This is a genomic window from Paraglaciecola sp. IT1134, assembly GCF_058068185.1.
The window spans coordinates 3,180,312-3,201,265 of the sequence record NZ_CM176486.1 but is presented as its reverse complement, the minus strand read 5'-3'; the positions used below and the strand labels follow the sequence as shown (position 1 = coordinate 3,201,265).

Sequence of the window (20,954 nt, the reverse complement as noted above, 5' to 3'; positions counted from 1 at the left end):
ATTGGCTCTCACAGTTGCAACAAATATGAATATTGTTTAGAGGCTTCAAAATTAAATTTCATGATTCGTTCGGACTGTTCAGGGCCCGTCCATCGTCCTGAAATACTTGAGCGTTTGAGTAACGCCTGTAGCTCTGGATTTTTCAAGGTGCGTTTCATCGCTGCAGTCAGAAAGGCAAAACGCTGTGGGTAATTCCGTTTGAACTCGGCACTGGTGGCAAAGCCGCGTATTGTACCTTGTAACACAGGCGCCTCAAGGCCCAAGGGCGCTAACGCTTTATTGATCGCCGGTGCGTTCCAATCCAGTTCATCTTCATCGCTGATAATAGCCAGTGGACGAACATACTCACGAATGCTTTCTGAACCCTTGGCACTGATCACAATGAAATCCACGACCCCACCGGCAACCGCCGCCCGCGCCTTTCCACCGCTGTTATAGGTCACTAAATTAAGGTTTTCTGCGGGAATACCGTAAAGCTCGAGTAACAATTTGGCCATTAGATGCCCACCTGACCCTCGCACTACTGAAGCTTTTACGGTTTTAGGATGCGCTTTTATTTCTTCCAGTAGTTCTGGCAAGCTCTGATATTTACTGTCTTTATAAACCGCAATCAGATCTTCGTCGAACCATTGAAAATTCAGGTAGGCAAAATCATCCATGGTGTAATCTGCATTGCCTTCCAGCACGGTATTAGTCAGGTAAGGATTAAATCCTGAGGCAAAAATGGTGTAACCATCGTGGGGTCTGGCAAGTACATAATTAGCAGCAAGCAAAGTACCCGCCCCTTTTTTATTGACTACCTGCACAGGTTGTCCCAATTCGTCCGCGAAATATTTCGACACGGCTCTGGCCATTTGATCTGTCCCTCCCCCTACACCAAAACCCACCACCATAGTGATGGGTTGATCGGGAAATGTGTCATCCTCGGCCAAGGCTGGAAAAGGTAATAACGCACTTAATGACACTAAACTTATGCTGACAAGTGCATGTTTAATATAAAGGTTAGATAGGTAGCGCATTATTTTTTGCTCACAGGTGTAGGAGGTTCAAGTACCACGGGCAGTAAACCTGTGGTGGCGATAATCGGTGCGGCTTCTTTAGAAGCCAGATAAGCCACAAGTTGTTTGGCATGCTCAGCGTTAGAGGCGTGGCGTAAGATTCCTGCGGAAAAGGTGGTGATTTTTTGCAAAGAACCAGGAATAGGGCCTACATAGACTGTTCCGGCAATAGGCAAAATTTCGCTAGTTTGTTGAAAACCGATTTCGACCTCACCACGTGCCACGACGGTTGCTACACGTTCGCTAACAATGCGTTGGCTCTTTTCCTGTATTTGCTGCCAAATGCCCATTTGTGGCCACAGTTTAGTGGATAAATAGGTGCCACTAGCACTCGCCGAATAACCTATAGACTTGGCATTTAACAAGGTATCAATAAAGGCTGCGGGGGTACTAATATCCGGTATTGGCGAGCCGAGTTTGACCGCCATGCCAATATCTGAGTGAACTAAATCTGTGCGGCTATCTGGGATCACAAAGCCTTGTTCAGTCATGTTATCTAATGAATAGCGTGACAATATGATCAGATCAAATGTTTCGCCTTTAGCCAACCGTACCGGAATGGAGTCAGCTGCACCGCCAGCGGATGAACCATAAGAGGTGGTGATTAAAACACCAAACTCTTGTTCAAATTTAGGCGCCAGTAGGGCAAAAGCCGCAGCGAATCCACCTGAGGTTATCACCTTTACGTGAGAAGCCTCTCCAGCTGTTTGTTGATCTGCGCAATGCGCCGTAAAACCAATAACTGACGAGAGTAACAATACAAAATAACGTAAAGAACGGGGAAATAGACAAATAGGCGACATTGGCAAAAGCTGCTTGTTTGTTAACGGTTAGTTAACAATAACAACACTTCCTTTCATACTCCTTTCACCCATTTTATATAGCGAAAATTAAGGACCGTTTACCTATATCCCTTTTATCGGCAGACCTGAAGCTATTTTTGCATGATGTGCATGGCGGCCAACGTTAGTGCTTGTGTCGCGGTACTTATGACCTTTTGTGCATCCGGAGCCCACAGGGCACTGTGCAATGATGGTAGTTTAGCTTGATCTTTTTTCGCCTTGTCCCACACGACTTGCGGCACTCCGCCCACCCAAAAGATGAGGCTTTTTATACTTTTATCTGCGCGGTAAAAACGACCGAAGTCTTCGCCACCCATAACCGCTGGGGTTTGCTGTACCCTTTGTTCTCCAAATTGTTGACTAAATAACGCTGCCATTTGTTGACTAAACTGCGGGCTGTTATAAGTGGCAGGGGTATATTCATCTTTGATAATCACTTGAGGCATTAAATTATCTGGCAAGCCGGCGGCAATGGCCTCACCTTTGGCGATGCGCGTGATCCCGTCTAATAGCGCCTGGCGTGTCTGGTCTGAATAACTGCGCACGGTTAGTAGCAGTGTAGCCCGGTCTGAAATAATGTTATGTTTAGCGCCAGCATGAAAACTGCCTACCGTTACCACGGCGGAGTCTTGTGGGTCCAGCTCGCGGCTCACTAACGTTTGTAATGCCCCGACTATTCGACTGCCCAGCACTATGGGATCTATGGTTGTATGAGGATAGGCACCATGGCCACCCTGGCCCTTAATTATGACATCGACACTGTCTACATTGGCCAGCGCAAAACCGGGTGTATAACCAATGGTACCGGCGGGAAGACCTGCTGAATCGTGAAATGCCAGTGCATAGTCAGGTTTGGGAAAACGGCTGAACAATCCATCGTTTAGCATGTCTCTGGCCCCCTTGCCCCGTTCTTCGGCAGGTTGCAGGATCATAACGAGCGTGCCCGACCATTGGCTTTTCATGGCACTTAAGGCTGTTGCGATACCCACCCAGCCACTCATATGGGTATCATGACCACAGGCATGCATTACGCCTGACTCAATACCGTCTTCGGTTACGGCTCGCTCTTTAGACGCAAAAGCCAATCCAGTTTGCTCTTCCACCGGCAGACCATCCATGTCGGCACGGATCATCACGACCGGCCCACCACCATTTTCTAATACCGCAACCACGCCTGTTCCACCGACATTTTCGGTGACGGTAAAACCCAGTTTCCGGGCTTTTTTAGCCAATTTTGCGGCCGTTTTGACTTCAAAGCCGCTTAGTTCAGGGTGGGCATGTAAATCTTTATATAAAGCCATTAACTCAGGCATAGTCGATTCAACTTGTTGACTAATGCCCTGTGCACTTGCGCCTGGGCTACCTAAAAGAGGCAATACTGAGACTATTGATAATAAGGTTGTAAATTTCATCGCTGTTCCTGTGTTTGGTCATCGTAATTTTATAACAAATGAGACAAACGATTGCTTGGCATTTTGGACTTATTCTTAAAATTCGTTGCTCATAGGCCCAGTTGCAATGTTACCTGTGTTTGTTGTTTATCAATGAAATGGTTGATTTTATGTTGTACATAAACTTAAGCAGGTAAGAAATTACAGACAATTATTGCCCATAGGATTTGGTCAGGGCATTTCATGTTGTGGGCGCTTGAGTAACAAATATTGTCAACGATCCGCTGCCCAAACGGGCATCGGTGCAAGGTTCACACCCTTCGATATGGGGGGTGCTGCTTGGTTATCGCCAAAAATAGACTTGTCAAAGCGCTGGAAAGGTTGGGTTTAGACCGGGGGGCAACAGGCTGTTGAGTGGCTTGCACAAAGAATGCTATTTTGGCCCTGTCTTCACCGCTGGCAAGCTCTGCTTCGGTGATTTCCATAGTTGCCAGCGGCGTTTTTCCGATTAGTTTGGCCATGATTGTAAAGACCCCCTTACCCCCAGAGGCCCCTTGGGCGCTAAAAAACGCTATGTTGGGAAATAGCCGCTGGTGATCAGCAATATAGGTTCGCATAGGGGAGGGCAAACGCATCATCCATACCGGGGTGCCCAATACACCAGATCATAGTCTGCGGGGTTGCTTATCGGTTGGCGGATTTTCCCTTTAAGCCCCAGCAGTACCTCAAAACCCGAGCGCAAATAGCCCAATACATTGTTACGCCTGTGTACGTCTTCTATCTTTTGAATATCAGACCTATGTAACTCGGCTATGCCTTTCGCTACACCTTCTGTGTGTCTTGTTAACGAATAATACACCACAAGAATGTTCATAATCTGACGCTTGGATAAAGGACAAAATCAGTCAACTTTTGGCTGAGTTCGCCGGAATAATTACAAAAATGGGCTTTAGCGTAATTTGGCAGCTGAATGAGATTGTTTTGAAAGCTTCGACATAGTAGTGCCCCTGTTTAATATTGTTTCTATACCTGTAGTGTCTTATGCCGGATGTGTGGCATGGCACAGGTGACGACAGCACGTGCTGAATAGTTAAGCAGTTGGCCTAAATCTAGTATTGATCCCGGTAAAGTAGAAACAGGATGGGCGTTTTGTTTGGGTTATAAAGCCCAGTTGTATTCTATGCAGGGGAGTTGCGCCCTTGTGTGTTGCTATTTAGTCGCTGGGGTTTGCGCAGAATTGCAGTTAGTTGATATATGTCAGCTTGTTTGATAGCCGGACGTTTACACTCGCAACATATTTCGATACGAGTATTAAAAATTGGCAACGTTGACTGATATCAACCTGACGTCTTTGGGCAAGCTTTCCGATCAGTTGCATAAGCTGGTCGAAAATAAACTGTGGCTGCAAGTCATTCTTGCCATGCTGTTGGGGGTCGGGATGGGGGTGATATTGGGGCCGAATCTCGGCTGGGTATCAGCCGAAACGTCGCTATTGGTGTCAAGTTGGTTAGCCTTTCCCGGTCACTTATTTTTAGCGTTGATCCAAATGATCGTGGTGCCTTTGGTATTGGCATCTGTGGTGCGGGGCTTAACCGCCGCCAGCAGTATGGATCAACTCAAATTGCTTGGCCTTTATGGCGGATTATTTTTCTTGCTGGCAACCGCGGCGTCATCTGCTATTGGCATAGTGGTAGCCCAATGGATCGATCCCGCTAGTTTTATGGATGGCACCCAGCTTAGAACAGGCCTAACGAGTGTGGCCCAAAACACCGCTGGTAATGCACAATCCGCCCTGCCGTCGATGAAAGACATTCCCGGCCAAGTAGTGGGTTTGTTGCCCAATAATCCATTGGCCGCGTTCTCATCAGGTGACATGTTGCGAATAGTAATTTTCGCTTTGGTATTTGGTGTGGCCTTGATGAGCCTGCCCGCCAAAAAATCCTCACCTTTATATGATTTATTAGGCAGCTTGCAAGAAGTGTGTATGGCGATAGTCGGCTGGGCGATGAGGATTGCTCCGCTGGCCGTGTTTGGTTTAATGACCAAACTCACGTCGGCAGTCGGTGTTGAGGTACTTAGCGGAATGTTAGTTTACGTACTGACCGTTCTGTTAGGTCTATTAATCGTTGCGCTGTTGTATTTGCTGATCGCCAGTATTTACCTAAAAATGGGTTTAGGTAAGGTAGTTACGAATTGCCGGGAAGTGTTGTTATTGGCATTTTCTACCTCCAGTTCAGCGGCTGTGATGCCGCTTACGATTAAGACTTTGGAAGAAAAACTCAAGGTTAATTCGGCCACTGTACGATTTTTGGTACCCCTTGGAGCGACTATCAATATGAGTGGTACCGCTTTATATCAGTCGGTGGCAACCGTTTTTCTGGCTGGCGTATTTGACGTTCCGCTCGATACCAGTGCCTTGGTGTTAATTGTCTCCATGACCATTTTTGCCAGCATGGGCTCGCCCGCAGCACCGGGCGCCAGTATCGTTATTCTCGCCATGATGCTGGAAAACATAGGTATCCCCCAAAGCGGTATGGCGCTGCTGCTTGGCGTAGACAGAATTCTGGACATGTGCAGAACCGTAGTTAATGTATTGGGTGATATAACAGCGTCAGTAGTAGTGGACAAGCTGACTAGTCAAGCCGAGCCTTTGCCTGTTTTGCAGTCGGAATAGGATCCCATTGAAACTTTGCTTGTGCTCATGGCAGGCCTCTGGGGCGTCATTTGCGGCGGGTTATAAAAGACGGTTATAGGCTTTGATTACGCCTCAACAAAAGGTGATGCACACGGTTAAACACACATTAGCTAGCACTTAATTAAAAGCGGTCTATTCACACGGTGACAGCGTTGCGCCGCAGATTATTGCTTTCAGTTGAGTCTTGCCTGACAAAATAGAAAGTCAATTCATTTAGGTTGTTTTATTTACCTTTTTGACTTGTGAAGTTTCGTTTATTTTGCTTATATTTAAGAATGGCGCGTAAACGATTATAAAAAGTTAAACACAGGAGAAGTTGAAATGTCTATCCATCATCGCAGCAGTGGTCGTATTCCTCTAACGCTAGATGTCAAAGTCCGGCATAGGGGCAAATATATAGGGTTTACTTCCACACGAGATATTAGTCCTTACGGGGTATTTATAGAACTATCTGCCACCGATCTGACGACAAATGACTTTGTGGAAATGCACTTTTTAGATAAACATAAAAAAAATCGGTATCTGCTGCAAAAAGGCCTAATTATGCACCGCAACAAAGAAGGCGTAGGGGTGTTATTTGCCCATGATAAAGATGAATTTAGAACGATGATCGAAAGGGAAAACGCTGCGGTAAATGGCAACAAAGTGCAGTTAAGTTAATGGAGCAAAGGCACGGCTTTTAAACAGTCCCTTTATAAATGAACCTAGGCTTAGTGGCAAAATAAGCCATTATTTAGCCAGGTTCATGGGCGTTGTGCAGATGTTTATTAGCTAGACTGTATCTTTAATAAAAATCAGTGAAACGAGCTTTACGCTACACGGTATCTTGAAGCAGCTCTTTTTAGCCGGTTAACGGTGATCAATCCCCACAACGAATAAAAAAAGCGGCAATGTGTCATCTATTTCTTGCACGCTTACTCTTCATTCTAGGCCAGCAAACATAAACCATTCCAATTACGTGCCTAGGAGCAATTTGTTGTAAATCATACATTAACAAAGCCAATACGGAACTAGGAGGTTGGTCGTGAAAGACCGGCCTGCTTTTTTATCTTCTAAGACCAGACAGATGGCCTAATACCGGAACTATCGTTTAGCCAAGCTTATTGCTCTGGATCAATTTGCTGTTGCTGCTCATTTGTATACTGGGCGGCAGCCATTTAATTTCTACAAATTAAGGTCAGCTTGTGGTCTCCATAAAAAGGATCGTACTGGATGTACTCAAACCCCATCAACCTAATGCCCTGGAGTTTTGTTTGGCTATCGCCAAAGTGGGGCCTGATTATCATGTGCGTTTGACTGTGGTTGAAGTGGATGAAAAAACCGAGACCATGCAAATTGAGATAAGCGGTAACGCCATCGATTTTGCGGCTATTCAAGCGGGGATAAGTGATATGGGCGCATCGATACATAGTATTGATGAGGTAGAAAGCCAGAGTGAAAGCGAGGGTGATCATGCCACTTAGTTTGTTATGCCCTTAGCTCAGCGCATTTCCCTTTTGTTGCAACTGACCCAAACCCACGCCATCGTGCGGCGCTATTTTGTGGTCAATGGATTTGATGGTGCCTTGACCATGTTGGGGCTTATGCTTGGTTTTATGCTCAGTGCTCCTACCGAACTGTCTGTGGTTATTAAGGTTTGTCTTGGTGCGGCTATCGCTCTGGGGGTGAGTGGCATGAGCAGTGCTTATGTGAGTGAAGAGGCAGAGCGCCGCCGTGCCCTGAGTAAACTGGAGGAAGCTATGGTCAGTGATCTACAACATAGTGCTCATGGCGATGCGGCAGTGTGGGTTCCTTTCATGGTGGCGGTTGTGAATGGCTTGGCGCCGCTGCTTATTTCGGTACTTATCTTGACACCCTTATGGTTAGCCCAGGCCGGTTATATATGCTCAATCTCTCCGCTTTTACTGGCCATGGTGGTCGCCCTGCTGATCATCTTTTTACTGGGGGTTTTTCTGGCTGGTATATCGGGGCGGGCCTGGTGGGTGAGCGGTATTCAGACGTTATTGGTGGCTCTGGTAACCATTAGCCTTATCTATTTTTTTGCTGCCGATTAATATGCCCAATATTATTTGGCATAGTATCGATGTACACCAAACCCTTGAGCGTCTCAGTTCATCCATGCAAGGTTTAAGCGCCGCTGAAGCCCAGCGCCGGCTGGCGCAGCATGGGCCGAATCAGCTTCCTACGGCTACTCGCCTTTCCTGGTTGCGGCTGTTTATTAAACAGTTTGCCGATTTTATGATTATTGTATTGTTAGTGGCTGCGCTGATTTCCGGCTTGATTGGTGAAGCCATCGATACCATCGCCATCCTGGTGATCTTATTACTCAACGCCCTTTTAGGTGCCGTTCAAGAAATCAGGGCACAACAAGCTTTAGCTGCTTTGGGTAAATTGGCGGCCCCCCAGGCCAGGGTATTTCGTCATGGGCAAGTGGTGACTTTGGCTTCGAATATGCTGACACCCGGGGAAGTGGTCTTGTTGGAAACGGGCAACATAGTCCCTGCGGATATACGATTGCTTGAGGTTGATGATTTACACGTTGATGAGTCTAGCCTGACGGGGGAGTCGCACCCGGCCATTAAACAAACCGCACCCTTAACTCAACCCCAACTGGCATTAGGGGAGCGTACCAATTTGGCCTTTATGGGCAGTTTAATTGTTCACGGGCGTGGCACAGGCGTGGTGATTGCCACAGGAATTGATAGCCAAATGGGGCAGATCGCCCAGCTTCTGGCGGAAAAAAATGAATTGAAAACCCCACTACAATTACGCTTGGTCCGCTTTGGGCGATATTTGGTGTTAGGGGTGTTAGTTATTTGCGCGGTGATTTTTGCTGCTGGACTCGTTCAGGGGCAGCCTCTATTATTTATGTTGTTAACCGCTGTCAGTTTGGCGGTGGCAGCCATTCCAGAAGCGTTGCCTGCGGTGGTAACTATTTCCCTTGCGCTGGGAGCGCGGAAGCTTTTGAGGCAACGTGCCCTGGTGCGCAACTTACCCGCAGTGGAAACCCTGGGCTCGGTAACCTATATCTGTGCCGATAAAACCGGCACCCTGACCCAAAATGAAATGTCGGCAGCGGGGGTGTATTGCGCTGATAAACGTGACGAGTTAGTGCCTCAGGAGCAACAGGCGTTGGGGCATGCCCTTGCCCTAAACAATGATATCAGTGTCATAGACGGCAAAGCGGCCGGCGAGCCCACAGAGCTGGCTTTGTATGAGTTGGCACAAAAAAGCGGATTTAACAAAGCTGAACTGGAAAAACATCAGCCACGCGTGGCAACGATTGCCTTTGACAGTAGCCGCAAACGCATGACCACATTGCATTCCGTTGCACAGGGGGTGGTAGCGTACGTAAAAGGATCACCGGAAAGTATTTTGGCATGCTGCCGTAGTGCGGCTTATTTAGAGGAATCAAAAAGCTTTGACCCACAGATTATTTTACGAAAGGCCGTTGAGCTAGCGAACGATGGATACCGGATTTTGGCGCTAGCAAGCCGTGAATTAAGTGAATTACCAGCCAATATCAGCGCACAAAATATTGAACAGGATCTGATTTTTCTAGGTTTGGTAGCCTTAATTGACCCCTTGCGTCCTGAAGTAAAACAAGCCGTCTTAGCTTGTCAAACTGCGGGCATTACCCCTGTGATGATAACCGGCGACCATGCTGCCACAGCAATGCAGATTGCCCGGCGTTTGGGTATCGCCACATCAGAAACCCAACCTATGAGCGGCGAAGCACTTGCACAATTAACCGATGCAGAATTGGCACAACAGGTGGGTGCACTCACTGTCTATGCCAGGGTGTCGCCGGAGCAAAAATTACGCATCGTCAAGGCGTTACAACAAAACGGTGAGTTTGTCGCCATGACGGGAGATGGCATCAATGACGCCCCGGCATTAAAACAGGCGAATATTGGGGTGGCAATGGGGCAAAAGGGCACAGATGTGGCACGTGAAGCCGCCGACATGGTGCTCCTGGATGATGATTTCGCCACCATAGTGGTTTCGGTGCAGGCTGGGCGGCGGATTTTTGACAATATCCGCAAGTTTATAAAATATACCATGAGTTCCAATTCAGGTGAGCTATGGACCTTATTATTGGCTCCATTTCTAGGTTTACCCATCCCTTTGCTGCCCATTCATATTTTGTGGATAAACCTGGTTACCGACGGTTTGCCGGGACTGGCTTTTATTGCTGAGCCTGCTGAGCCTGACAGCATGCAGCGGCCGCCACGTCCACCCAATGAAAATATCTTTGCCCATGGTATGTGGCAACATATTCTGTGGGTGGGCTTGTGGGTTGCGGGGCTATCGTTAGGGGTCATGGCCTGGACGATCGCCAAACATGCAGAGTATTGGCAAACCTCAGTGTTTAGCGTTTTGGTGATGTCACAACTATTCCACTCCCTGGCGGTGCGTAGCGAAAAAGCGTCTTTGCTGAGTATGGGGTTGTTGAGTAATTTACCACTGCTGGGGGCAATAATGTTAGCGATTATTTTGCAGCTGGGGCTGATCTACGTACCGGCCCTGAATAATATATTTCACACCCAGCCTCTGCCTTTATTTGATTTGGTGATCTGTATTCTGGTGTCATCATTGGTTTGGGGTGCTGTTGAAATTGAAAAATATCTGGTACGCCAGGGACTTATCTATAAACGATGCAAGGACAAATAATTAGGTTCACCGAGGTGGGTATTTGCCGTGCAAACTTGATTCAGGTCAAGCCCAAAATAGCGGCATTGACTACACTTTTTTAACCAACTTGGCCAAACAGAATACAGTGGAGGCGTGATGAAATTCTCCAGTATCAGTAAACCCCCAAGCAGTGCCGATCGACAGCCAAATCTGCAGGATTATCAACATTATTATCAGAATTTTGATTGGCAACAGGCCACCGCGCAGATTAAGGGTTATGGCAAGGGCATTAATATTGCCTACGAAGCTGTGGTTCGCCACTGCGAAGAAGGCCAGGGTCAGCAACTCGCCCTGATTTGGTTGGCTAAAAATGGCCAAAGGCAAACGTATACATATTCTGACCTGAATGGTCAAAGCAATAGGTTCGCCAACCTTCTAAACAGTTTGGATTTGGACAAAGGGCATTTGCTGTGTAGCTTGTCTGATCGCATTCCTTTACTTTATACCGCGGTACTGGGCGCGTTAAAGGCTGGGGTGGTGTTTAGCCCCTTGTTTAGCGCATTTGGCCCAGAACCCGTCCGCTGGCGAATGGAAATAGGCGGAGCCCGAGCCTTATTGACCAGTGCCAGACTTTATCGTAAAAAAATCGCTCCTTGGCGTGAGCAACTGCACTGCCTGCGCCAAGTATTGCTCTATGATTGTGACGGGCACTGCCCCGACGATTGTATTGACGTAGACAGCGCTCTCATGCAACAAAATGAAAATTATGAGCTTTGTGAAACCTCGGCTCAGGATACCGCGTTGTTGCATTTCACTAGCGGTACAACAGGTAAACCTAAGGGGGTAGTGCATGTGCATGAAGCTGTGGTTTATCATAAATATTCAGGCTATTTGGCCCTGGATATTCACCCCAACGATATTTATTGGTGTACGGCGGATCCAGGATGGGTGACGGGTATGTCCTATGGGATCATTTCACCCTTATGTAATCGCGCTACCATAATTGTCGATCAGGGGGAATTTGACCCAAAACGTTGGTATCACATCCTGGCAAATGAGCACGTCAATGTTTGGTATACGGCCCCAACAGCCATTCGCATGCTGATCAAAGCGGGTGATGAGTTACGTCATCAATATGACTTAAGTGCCCTGCGTTTTATCGCCAGCGTGGGCGAACCCCTTAACCCTGAGGCCGTCATATGGAGTCAGGAAGTACTGGGCCTACCATTTCATGATAACTGGTGGCAGACGGAAACCGGCGGCATTATGTTAGCTAATTTTGCTGACGAAAAGGTCAAACCCGGTTCAATGGGCAGGCCATTACCGGGTATTCAGGCCGGAATTGTTAGTACCAACAGCCAAGGAGAGGTCATCCAATTGATGGGCGCCGATGAAACGGGGGAGTTGGCATTAAGACCAGGTTGGCCCTCCATGTTTCGGGATTATCTGAACGACACCGAACGCTATCACAACTGTTTTAAAGATGGCTGGTATTTGTCCGGTGATTTGGCCTATCGCGACAAAGACGGATACTACTGGTTTGTTGGCAGAAACTCGGATCTGATTAAATCTTCAGGGCATCTTATCGGCCCTTTCGAAGTAGAAAGCGCTTTGATGGAACACCCGGCTGTGGCGGAAGCGGCGGTAATAGGAGTACCTGATCCCGTGGCTGGCGAAGTGGTGAAAGCCTTTGTAGCCCTCAAGCCTGATTATGCACAAAATGACGCGCTGCTCAAAAGTCTTTTAGCCCATGCCCGAAAACGCCTCGGCGCTGCACTGGCTCCGAGAGATATCGTTATCAAGGCTAATTTGCCTAAGACCCGCAGTGGTAAAATTATGCGAACGCTTGTTAAAAGCCCGAGAACTTGGTTTACCTGAGGGTGATATTTCCACCCTGGAAAGTGATGAGTATCCAGATGAATGACAATCGCAAACCTCATATGGACAAAACACACCTGCATGCGTTACTCAAACACATGCTGCGTATCAGGCGGTTCGAAGAAAAATGTGCCGAGCTTTATACCCAAGAAAAGATCCGGGGTTTTCTACATCTGTACATCGGTGAAGAAGCGGTGGCTGTGGGGGTCATGCAAGCACTCCAGCCGCAAGACGCCGTGCTAGCGACTTATCGGGAGCACGGCCATGCCCTTGCCAGGGGCTTGGATATGGGCAAAGTTATGGCTGAACTATACGGCAAAGTGACTGGTAGTAGCCGTGGGCGAGGTGGCTCCATGCATATCTTTGATAGCGAGAAACGCTTCTATGGCGGTAATGCCATAGTCGCTGGGGCATTACCTTTGGCTGTGGGGTTGGCGCTGGCAGACAAGATGCAGGGCAAAGCGGCCGTCACTGTGTGTTTTTTTGGGGAAGGTGCGGTGGCAGAAGGAGAGTTCCACGAGAGTCTCAACTTGGCACAACTGTGGCAGTTACCGCTACTATTTGTCTGTGAAAATAATGGTTACGCTATGGGCACAGCTCTGGGGATTTCAGAATCACAACCGCATATTTTTAGTAAAGCTCAAAGTTACGGTATGCAAGCCAAGGCCGTGGATGGCATGAATGTGGCGGATGTTGAAGCCGCGGCAACTGTTTATTGCCAGGCCATTCGTGCCGGGGGTGGGCCACGTCTGCTGGAATGTAACACTTACCGCTTTCGCGGGCATTCAATGTTCGACAGCCAACTTTATCGTACCACCGAGGAAGTGCAGCAATGGCAAAATAAAGGCCCTATCGTCAGGTTACAACACTGGTTGCAAGCCAACAATGAACTCACCCAAACAGAACTGCAGTTACTTGAAGATGAGGTGCAACAAGAGGTTGCAAGTGCCGTGAAGTTTGCTGAAAAATCGGCGTTTGAGGCGGAGTCAGAGTTAAGCATGGGAGTATATGCCCAGTGATCTCAACCGACAATAATATGCTCAGTTATCGACAAGCCATCCATGAGGCAATCGCTGAAGCTATGCGCCAGGATAAGCGGGTGTTTCTGATGGGGGAGGATGTGGGTAACTACGGTGGTTGTTACGCCGTATCCAAAGGTTTATCCGCAGAATTTGGGCCCCAGCGTATTCTTGATACGCCTTTGTCGGAATCCGGATTTGTTGGCGCTGGCATTGGGGCAGCTATGGGGGGAATGCGGCCTATAGTAGAAGTCATGACTGTTAATTTCAGCCTGTTGGCCCTTGATCAAATCGTAAATAATGCCGCCACCTTAAGACATATGTCCGGTGGCCAAATCGGCGTGCCGTTGGTGATCCGCATGGCTACGGGCGCTGGCAAACAATTAGCCGCTCAACATTCCCATAGCCTAGAAAACTGGTATGCCCATGTGCCGGGTATTAAAGTATTGGCCCCCGCCACCGTTGCCGATGCCCGGTATATGTTGGCCATGGCTTTAGCCGACCCCGATCCAGTGTTGCTGTTCGAACATGTCATGCTTTATAACGAGACGACAGCCGTGCCTGAACCCGTTGATTGCCCGGATATGCATAAAGCGGTGGTGCGCACATCCGGTACGCAGATAAGCTTGATAACCTATGGGGGCTCATTAGGCAAAACTTTGCAGGCTGCGACCTTACTGGAAGAACAGGGGATCAGCGCTGAAGTGCTCGACCTGCGCTGTTTACGCCCCCTGGATAGTCAAGCTATTTTTGCCTCGGTGGATAAAACCAAACGATTGCTGGTGGTGGATGAAGGTTGGCGCACCGGCAGTCTAGCCGCTGAAATATGTGCCTCAGTTGCCGAGCATTGTTTCTGGTCGCTGGATGCGCCGCCGCAGCGAGTATGCAGTGTGGAAGTGCCGATCCCTTACCCTCGGCATCTTGAGCAGGCGGCTACTCCCCAAGTTCAGCAAATAGTGGATACTGTGCTTACATTGTTGGGCAAACAGGTCAGGTCAATATGAAACAGTTGACGATGCCGTCATTTGGCGCGGACATGGCTACGGGCATAGTGGCCCAGTGGCTCGTCAAGCCGGGAGACAGGGTGAAAAAAGGTGATATCGTGGCCAGCATAGACACCATGAAAGGGCTGATTGACATGGAAGTCTTTGATGATGGTGTTATCGAGAAGCTGTTGGTGCCTCTGGGGGAAGATATCAAAGTAGGTCAGCCTATTGCTGAGCTACGGCTGTTAAATGAGCCTTTGCCACAGATTGACGAGCCTACTGTCCCCCTTGAAACATCGAGCCCCCATCATGGACCACAAATTCAGGATTATGCAGACAACAGTTTGCACACCACTACCAAGCTAAACCCTGTCCCCGAGCCCGAGATACAAAATACCCCGGTGGATAATACCCGCGGTTACGGACGTAACATTTCCCCCGCAGCACGAAAAAAAGCTGCGGAACTTTCACTGGACTGGCATCAAATAAAAGGGGGGAGTGGCCCCCAAGGGGCGGTGATACTGGAGGATGTTATCTCCCTGAACAATAGCGCAGTCGTCGTCACTGAAACCGCTGAGCAACATAACTCGCAACAAATGCGTGAGGCGATAGCGGCTGTGGTTAGTCGCTCCAAAAGAGAAATCCCCCACTACTATCTGCAACTGGGTATACAACTAGATAAGGCCCTAGCTTACCTAAGTGAGTATAACAAAGGACGAGCAGCGAATGAACGCATACTGCTTAATGCCCTGGTCTATTGCGCCATCGCCCGGGCATTACCCTCATTTCCGGCATTTAATGGTTTCTATCACCAAGGGCATTATCGAGCACAGGAGTCGGTGCATTTAGGTAACGCCATCAGCTTGCATAATGGTGGTTTGGTAGTGGCAGCCATTCACCATGCGCAACAGCTTAATCCCCGGCAGATGATGATAAAACTTACTGATCAGGTAATACGTGCCAGGGAAGGGGGCCTGCGTATGTCAGAAATGCAAGACGCGACCATCACCGTATCTAACTTGGGGGACAGGGGCACGGACAGCATGCAAAGTATTATTTTCCCACCTCAGGTTGCCATCCTTGCTATCGGACGTCAGCGCAGCGTGCCCTGGGTGGTTGATCAGCAAGTCACTATTGCTAATATCGTGACCATCAGTTTAGCCGCGGATCACCGGGTCAGTGATGGCCATTCTGGGGCGCGTTTACTAAACAAAATCAATAGTATACTGCAAAAACCGAGATCCCTAAAATGAACTTACAAGACATCAAGAGCAAGCTGTGTCGCCTTATCCTGAACATAGCGCCGGAGGCCGATATTGATAATCTGGATCCGAACGCTGATATGCGGGATGAGCTGGATTTGGATTCAATGGATTTTCTGCGGCTGCTTACCAGCATTGATAAAGATATGGGGGTTAATATCCCGGAAAGTGATTACGACCAAGTGAATAGTCTGCAGACTTTGACAACTTATATCACCCGCCACAAAGCTAATATAAGCCGGGAAAGCTAATGAGTGGTATGTTCGGTTTTGATGCCTTTTCTCCGAGCCAAATTACGCAGCGAGTAGATCAAGTTGGGGTTGTTAAAGCGCATCTACCTATGTTGCCATTAATCATGCTGGGGTTATTGGCCGGAGCCTTTATTGGCCTCGGCGGTATGTGTTTTGTATTAGTGAAGTCTGATGTTTCGTTGGGGTTTGCCATGGGGCAATTGCTCGGAGGGCTGGGGTTTTGTTTGGGGTTGTTGTTGGTCATTGTTGCGGGGGCTGAGTTATTCACCGGCAATAATTTATTGGTTATGGCCTGGGCTGATGGCCTGATCACGTTCAAAGAAGTCATGAGGAATTGGTTGGTGGTGTGTCTGGCAAATTTTGTCGGGGCTGGGGGGCTGGCGGTGTTGGTTTATTTATCGGGGCACCCTGAAATGAATGAAGGTGCGGTGGCTGTTACTTACCTGAAAATAGCAATGGCAAAAAGCTCGCTGTCTTTCAGCGCGGCGCTTTTTAAAGGCATATTGTGCAATGTGCTGGTTTGTTTGGCGGTATGGATGGCTTTTGCCGGCAGGAGTATCACGGATAAGGCGGTGGCCATAGTGTTTCCCATCACTGCTTTTGTTGCGGCAGGCTTTGAACATAGTGTGGCCAATATGTATTTTTTCCCTATGGCCATGTTGCTTGATCAATCCACTTCACTAGTGGGTGGTTCTCAAATGATTAGCTGGTCTGATTTTTTTGGCAATATCGTGCCAGTCATTTTAGGTAACCTTATTGGTGGCAGTGTTTTGGTGGCTCTGGTCTATCACCTGATTTATGGTTACAACACAGCAAATAAAAAGCCGTGAACTTGATGTATATCAACACCCTTTAGGGACAATATCCTTTAATACTAGTATTATTTACAACTTATTAGGCGTGTTATGTGCCCCTCTCAAGTTAAGAGTATCTGTCCTTTTTGCGGTGTAGGTTGCGGTATTGGTTTAACGGTTGAGAATGAAAATGTTGTGTCAGTTCAACCACTTCGTTATCACCCTGTCAGTCAGGGGCAACTGTGCGCTAAAGGCTGGAGTAGCGCATTTGCCATTGAGCGGCATCATCGCTTGACCCATCCTTTATTAAAAGTAGCGGGTAAATTTCAACCAGTCAGTTGGGATAAGGCATTCACTTATATCGCTGACAAACTACAGGGTTATTTGACCGCTGACGGCCCTGAACGCGTAGGGGTTATCAGTAGTGCCAGAGCCACCAACGAAGATAATTATGCGGCGCAAAAATTCGCCCGTGCTGTACTCAAAACCAATAACATTGATCACTGTGCCCGTATTTGTCATAGCCCATCCGTTGCTGGGCTAAAACAAACCTTGGGCTCAGGCGCTATGACCAATAGCATTGATGACGTGGCCAAGGCCGATGTGATTATGGTAATTGGTGCCGACCCCACAGAAAATCATGCCATCATCGGGGGCCAAATCATGGGTGCCAAACTCAAGGGTGCCAAGTTAATAGTGGTGGATCCCCGACAAACGCGTTTGTCGCAACTGGCTGATGTGCATCTGCAACTCAATATTGGCAGTAATATCGCCTTGCTCAATGGGCTGCTCAATATCATTTTTGAGCGTGGTTGGCACAATGAGGACTTCTTGGCTCTACGTTGTGAGGAATTTCAAACACTTAAGGCACAAGTGGCAGCTTACTCTTTAGCGCGAGTGGTCAAGGTAACGGGTGTCCCAGGTGACAAATTAGTCGCGGCTGCCAAATACTATAGTCAGGCTAATGCTGCGTTTCTGGCTTATGGTATGGGCATTACCCAATTTATATGTGGTACCGACAACGTGATAGCGTTGTCGAATCTGGTTTTGGTGTGTGGCCAAATAGGCCGTCCCGGCACCGGTATTAATCCTTTGCGCGGCCAAAATAATGTACAAGGTGCATGCGACATGGGCTGCTTGCCCAATGTTTATCCAGATTATCAAAGTGTGGCTGATGAACAGGTCAGACTAAAATTCAGCCGTGCGTGGGGAACGGAGGTAGCCACTATACCCGGGTTAACATCTCTTGGCATGGGTCATCAGGCGCGCCTGGGGAATTTTAAAGGGTTACTTGTTTTTGGCGAAGACCCAGTGGTGACCGACCCGGATCAGAATCAGGTGGCACAAGGATTAGATGCACTGGACTTGCTGGTGGTGGTTGAGCTGTCTATGACCGAAACTGCCAAGATGGCTGATGTGGTGCTACCGGCTGCCAGTTTTGCCGAAAAGGATGGCACCTTTACGAACTGCGAACGGCGGGTGCAATTGATCCGCCGGGCTGTTCCGCCTGTGGGGGACGCGAAAGTGGATTGGCAAATTCTGGCCGGATTGGCCGATAAGTTAGCCATGGGGTCGCTTATGGATTGGCAAACTAGCGAACAAGTGTTTACTGAAATGGCCAGTCTATCGCATTCTTTTAGCGGCATGTCTTATGAGCTAATGGCCAAACATGGCGGTTTGCAGTGGCCATGTAATGCTGCACATCCTTTGGGTAGCCATTATTTACATCGTGATACTTTCCCCATTGGAAAAGGCCGGCTGATTGCGGTTGAACAGCTCTCGCCGGCGGAACAGCCCGATAGCGAATACCCTCTGTGGTTCACCACTCACAGGTTACATTTTCATTATGGTTGCGGCTCCATGACGCGCCAATCCCCTTTACTCGAACGGGAAACTCCGGACGGTATATTGTTTATGCATCCACAGGATGCCCGAGATCTGAGTTTGCAAAATCATCAGGCAGTGGGGGTTAGCTCAAGAAGAGGGTATGTGGAAACACGTGTTATTTTTAGTGAGCAAGTCGCACCGGGCTTAGTGAGCATGCCCTACCACTTTAAAGAATCCCCCTCTAATCAACTGACAAATAACGCCATGGAACCCTTAACCGAAATGCCGGAACTTAAAGCCTGTGCCGTGAATGTGCAGAGTTTGCCAGTCAACCAGAGCCCCCGACCTTGGGTACCTGGTTTACATAGACAAACAACAAACCGGCAGATGGAGAGCGAGCAATGAATGGCGATAAGTATGTACTTAATGATCTGACTGCCCTACAAAAGCATTTGGCCAAACACTATGAGCTGTTGCAAATTGTGCCTGATGCCCAGGGTGAAAATGAGTGGCAAAAAGTAGCCGCCCTGAACACCCCTCCATTGTATGGTCAGGATCATTTACCCCTGATGTCTCCAAAAGGCTTTTTATTTGCACCCCATGAAGCGTTATTTAAATTTGATGGGGAAAGTTTTACGCCAAGGCGCCCGTTGTGCAAACCCAGGGTGCTGTTTGGCGTGCAGGCCTGTGATTTAACCGCTATTGCTTATCAGGACACTTTTTTTAGGGATGATCCCCATTATCAGGCCAGACGAGAGCAAACGCTACTCGTGGGAATTGATTGCCAGGGGCCCTGCCACCAGGGTTTTTGCCCACAGGTGGACGCTGGGCCTCACGTCCGACAACAGACCGCAGATTTAATATTGAGCCAACTTGAGTTACCAGACAGACCGTGGTTGCTTATCGCCGCCACCGCCAGAGGAAAAGCCAGTATTGTGGGCTTGCCCAAGGTCCTTGCCCAAGAGCAGCACCTAAGTGAACGGACCAGGCTGGAAGCTAAGGCCGTGCAGCAATTCGCGGATCATAGCTATATCAACAACAGTATCCAACATATCAATGATGTGGCTGTTCCGGCAGAGCTGTGGGAAGAATTAAGTGTGCGCTGTTTGGCTTGCTCCGGTTGCACCAATTTGTGCCCAACCTGTTCCTGTTACAGCACTTATGAGCAAAAGGAGGTAGATAGCGATGCGGTCACTACTCTAAGGTGCTGGGATTCATGTTTATTTGAAGGATTTCAGCGGGAAGCCAGTGGCCACAATCCAAGTCATTTGGCGGCAAAACGAACCGAACGTTTTTGGTTTCACAAATTTTCAGATGAATATTTACCAGAATTTTCGCGTTACGGTTGCGTGGGATGCGGACGCTGTGAACAGAGCTGCCCAGGGACGGTGGGTGTGCACACGGTAATGAAAAGGATAGATCAAGTATGCAACAACTGACTCCTCAACCTATTCACATGCTTGCGCATTACGACGATGGGCAAGATGCTAAACATTTTACCTTTGAGCTTGCGGATATTAGCCAGAAGGTCCCGGTTGCGATAGGCCAATTCTTTATGTTGTCTGTACCGGGGGCGGGCCAGGCACCTTTTACTTATACCTCACTGCCGGATAATCAAGGTCGTTTTGTCGCGTTGATCCGCAAAGTCGGCAAACTTACCGAAGCCCTTTTTGCTTTGCAGCCAGGGGCTGTGTTGGGTTATATCGGGCCTCTGGGTAAAGGCTGGCCGGTGGATGAAATGGTAGGTAAGGAAGTACTTATTGTTGCCGGAGGTTGTGGTCTTGCGCCGTTGGCGGCCGCCATAGACCAACTTATTCAGCTTGGGCAGGCGGGGGAAACCACTGTCATTTATGGTGCGGCTGATCACGCCTCACAGGTATTGCAGCAAGAGCGTCACCGCTGGCAGTCACAACTGCCAATGCTGGAAACATTTAACAATGGAGCCGGGTCGGACGCATTAGGCACACCGTTACAACATATTAGTCTGTTTTTGGCAAAACATGCTCGGCGGCCTGAAATCGTGTTGACCTGTGGACCCCAAGCCATGATGGAATCGGTAGCCAAAACTTGTCAGGGGCTCGTTATAGGCACTGATAAAATTTGGTTGTCACTGGAGAAAAGAATGTCTTGTGGTGTGGGTGTGTGTGGTCACTGTTACCTTGCCAACAACTTAATTTGCGTTCAGGGACCAACGTATAGGTATGACGAGTTTATCAAGTTAGAAAATAAAACCACTGTCTTTAAACGTTCCGAAGGCTTGTTTCATTACTGTTAGGCACCAATTTCGATGCCCGACTTTAAATCGCGAATGCGCGC

The 20,954-nt window shown here is 48.4% G+C and carries 19 protein-coding genes; 14 read left to right on the top strand and 5 right to left on the bottom strand.

The window, feature by feature from the left end; all coding sequences use genetic code 11:
- Positions 1–8 precede the first annotated feature (8 nt).
- From AC3RV5_RS13915 to AC3RV5_RS13895, 5 genes are all read right to left on the bottom strand, one after another.
- Positions 9–1,019 carry a Bug family tripartite tricarboxylate transporter substrate binding protein gene (locus tag AC3RV5_RS13915; protein WP_489728229.1) on the bottom strand — a complete coding sequence of 337 codons (1,011 nt, stop codon included), beginning with the start codon at positions 1,017–1,019 and terminating at the stop codon, positions 9–11.
- Positions 1,019–1,861 carry a substrate-binding domain-containing protein gene (locus AC3RV5_RS13910; RefSeq protein ID WP_489728228.1) on the bottom strand — a complete coding sequence of 281 codons (843 nt, stop codon included), beginning with the start codon at positions 1,859–1,861 and terminating at the stop codon, positions 1,019–1,021. Before AC3RV5_RS13910 ends, AC3RV5_RS13915 begins: the two co-directional genes overlap by 1 nt.
- Positions 1,862–1,992: 131 nt before the next feature.
- Positions 1,993–3,312: an amidohydrolase gene (locus AC3RV5_RS13905; protein WP_489728227.1), complete on the bottom strand. Its 1,320-nt coding sequence runs from the start codon at positions 3,310–3,312 to the stop codon at positions 1,993–1,995.
- Between the two features lie 290 nt (positions 3,313–3,602).
- Positions 3,603–3,929, bottom strand: a complete 327-nt coding sequence (locus AC3RV5_RS13900) for a hypothetical protein (RefSeq protein WP_489728226.1) — start codon at positions 3,927–3,929, stop codon at positions 3,603–3,605.
- On the bottom strand, positions 3,926–4,165 hold the full coding sequence (locus AC3RV5_RS13895; RefSeq protein WP_489728225.1) for an NADPH-dependent FMN reductase family protein: 240 nt from the start codon (positions 4,163–4,165) through the stop codon (positions 3,926–3,928). The genes AC3RV5_RS13900 and AC3RV5_RS13895 overlap by 4 nt, the downstream gene beginning before the upstream one ends.
- Positions 4,166–4,609: 444 nt before the next feature.
- Here AC3RV5_RS13895 and AC3RV5_RS13890 point away from each other — a divergent pair, with 444 nt between their 5' ends.
- The 14 genes from AC3RV5_RS13890 (at position 4,610) to AC3RV5_RS13825 (ending at position 20,913) form a co-directional block, all read left to right on the top strand.
- Entirely contained in the window at positions 4,610–5,965 is a 1,356-nt protein-coding gene (locus tag AC3RV5_RS13890) for a dicarboxylate/amino acid:cation symporter (RefSeq protein ID WP_489728224.1), read from the top strand.
- A 342-nt stretch (positions 5,966–6,307) separates the two neighbouring features.
- Positions 6,308–6,646, top strand: coding sequence for a PilZ domain-containing protein (locus AC3RV5_RS13885; RefSeq protein WP_489728223.1), 339 nt, complete (start codon positions 6,308–6,310; stop codon positions 6,644–6,646).
- Positions 6,647–7,170: 524 nt separating this feature from the next.
- On the top strand, positions 7,171–7,449 hold the full coding sequence (locus tag AC3RV5_RS13880) for a DUF211 domain-containing protein (RefSeq protein ID WP_489728222.1): 279 nt from the start codon (positions 7,171–7,173) through the stop codon (positions 7,447–7,449).
- A gap of 6 nt (positions 7,450–7,455) precedes the next feature.
- Complete coding sequence (locus AC3RV5_RS13875; RefSeq protein WP_489728221.1) at positions 7,456–8,040, top strand: VIT1/CCC1 transporter family protein; 585 nt, start codon at positions 7,456–7,458, stop codon at positions 8,038–8,040.
- Position 8,041: 1 nt separating this feature from the next.
- Positions 8,042–10,660 (top strand): cation-translocating P-type ATPase, encoded by a 2,619-nt coding sequence (locus AC3RV5_RS13870; protein WP_489728220.1) that lies wholly within the window; start codon positions 8,042–8,044, stop codon positions 10,658–10,660.
- A 117-nt stretch (positions 10,661–10,777) separates the two neighbouring features.
- A complete protein-coding gene (gene acsA, locus AC3RV5_RS13865) occupies positions 10,778–12,499 on the top strand; it encodes an acetate--CoA ligase (protein WP_489728219.1) in 1,722 nt (573 codons plus the stop codon).
- Between the two features lie 26 nt (positions 12,500–12,525).
- The gene (gene pdhA, locus AC3RV5_RS13860; RefSeq protein WP_489728218.1) at positions 12,526–13,518 is read left to right on the top strand and encodes a pyruvate dehydrogenase (acetyl-transferring) E1 component subunit alpha; all 993 of its coding nucleotides are present in this window, start codon (positions 12,526–12,528) and stop codon (positions 13,516–13,518) included.
- Complete coding sequence (locus tag AC3RV5_RS13855; protein ID WP_489728217.1) at positions 13,515–14,522, top strand: alpha-ketoacid dehydrogenase subunit beta; 1,008 nt, start codon at positions 13,515–13,517, stop codon at positions 14,520–14,522. The genes pdhA and AC3RV5_RS13855 overlap by 4 nt, the downstream gene beginning before the upstream one ends.
- Entirely contained in the window at positions 14,519–15,757 is a 1,239-nt protein-coding gene (locus AC3RV5_RS13850) for a dihydrolipoamide acetyltransferase family protein (RefSeq protein WP_489728216.1), read from the top strand. The genes AC3RV5_RS13855 and AC3RV5_RS13850 overlap by 4 nt, the downstream gene beginning before the upstream one ends.
- Positions 15,754–16,017, top strand: coding sequence for an acyl carrier protein (locus AC3RV5_RS13845; protein ID WP_489728215.1), 264 nt, complete (start codon positions 15,754–15,756; stop codon positions 16,015–16,017). The genes AC3RV5_RS13850 and AC3RV5_RS13845 overlap by 4 nt, the downstream gene beginning before the upstream one ends.
- Positions 16,017–16,847 carry a formate/nitrite transporter family protein gene (locus AC3RV5_RS13840; protein ID WP_489728214.1) on the top strand — a complete coding sequence of 277 codons (831 nt, stop codon included), beginning with the start codon at positions 16,017–16,019 and terminating at the stop codon, positions 16,845–16,847. The genes AC3RV5_RS13845 and AC3RV5_RS13840 overlap by 1 nt, the downstream gene beginning before the upstream one ends.
- Before the next feature lie 75 nt (positions 16,848–16,922).
- Positions 16,923–19,043, top strand: a complete 2,121-nt coding sequence (fdhF, locus tag AC3RV5_RS13835; RefSeq protein WP_489728213.1) for a formate dehydrogenase subunit alpha — start codon at positions 16,923–16,925, stop codon at positions 19,041–19,043.
- Positions 19,040–20,077, top strand: coding sequence for a 4Fe-4S dicluster domain-containing protein (locus AC3RV5_RS13830; protein ID WP_489728212.1), 1,038 nt, complete (start codon positions 19,040–19,042; stop codon positions 20,075–20,077). Before fdhF ends, AC3RV5_RS13830 begins: the two co-directional genes overlap by 4 nt.
- Positions 20,065–20,913, top strand: coding sequence for an FAD-binding oxidoreductase (locus AC3RV5_RS13825; protein WP_489728211.1), 849 nt, complete (start codon positions 20,065–20,067; stop codon positions 20,911–20,913). The genes AC3RV5_RS13830 and AC3RV5_RS13825 overlap by 13 nt, the downstream gene beginning before the upstream one ends.
- Positions 20,914–20,954: the final 41 nt, after the last annotated feature.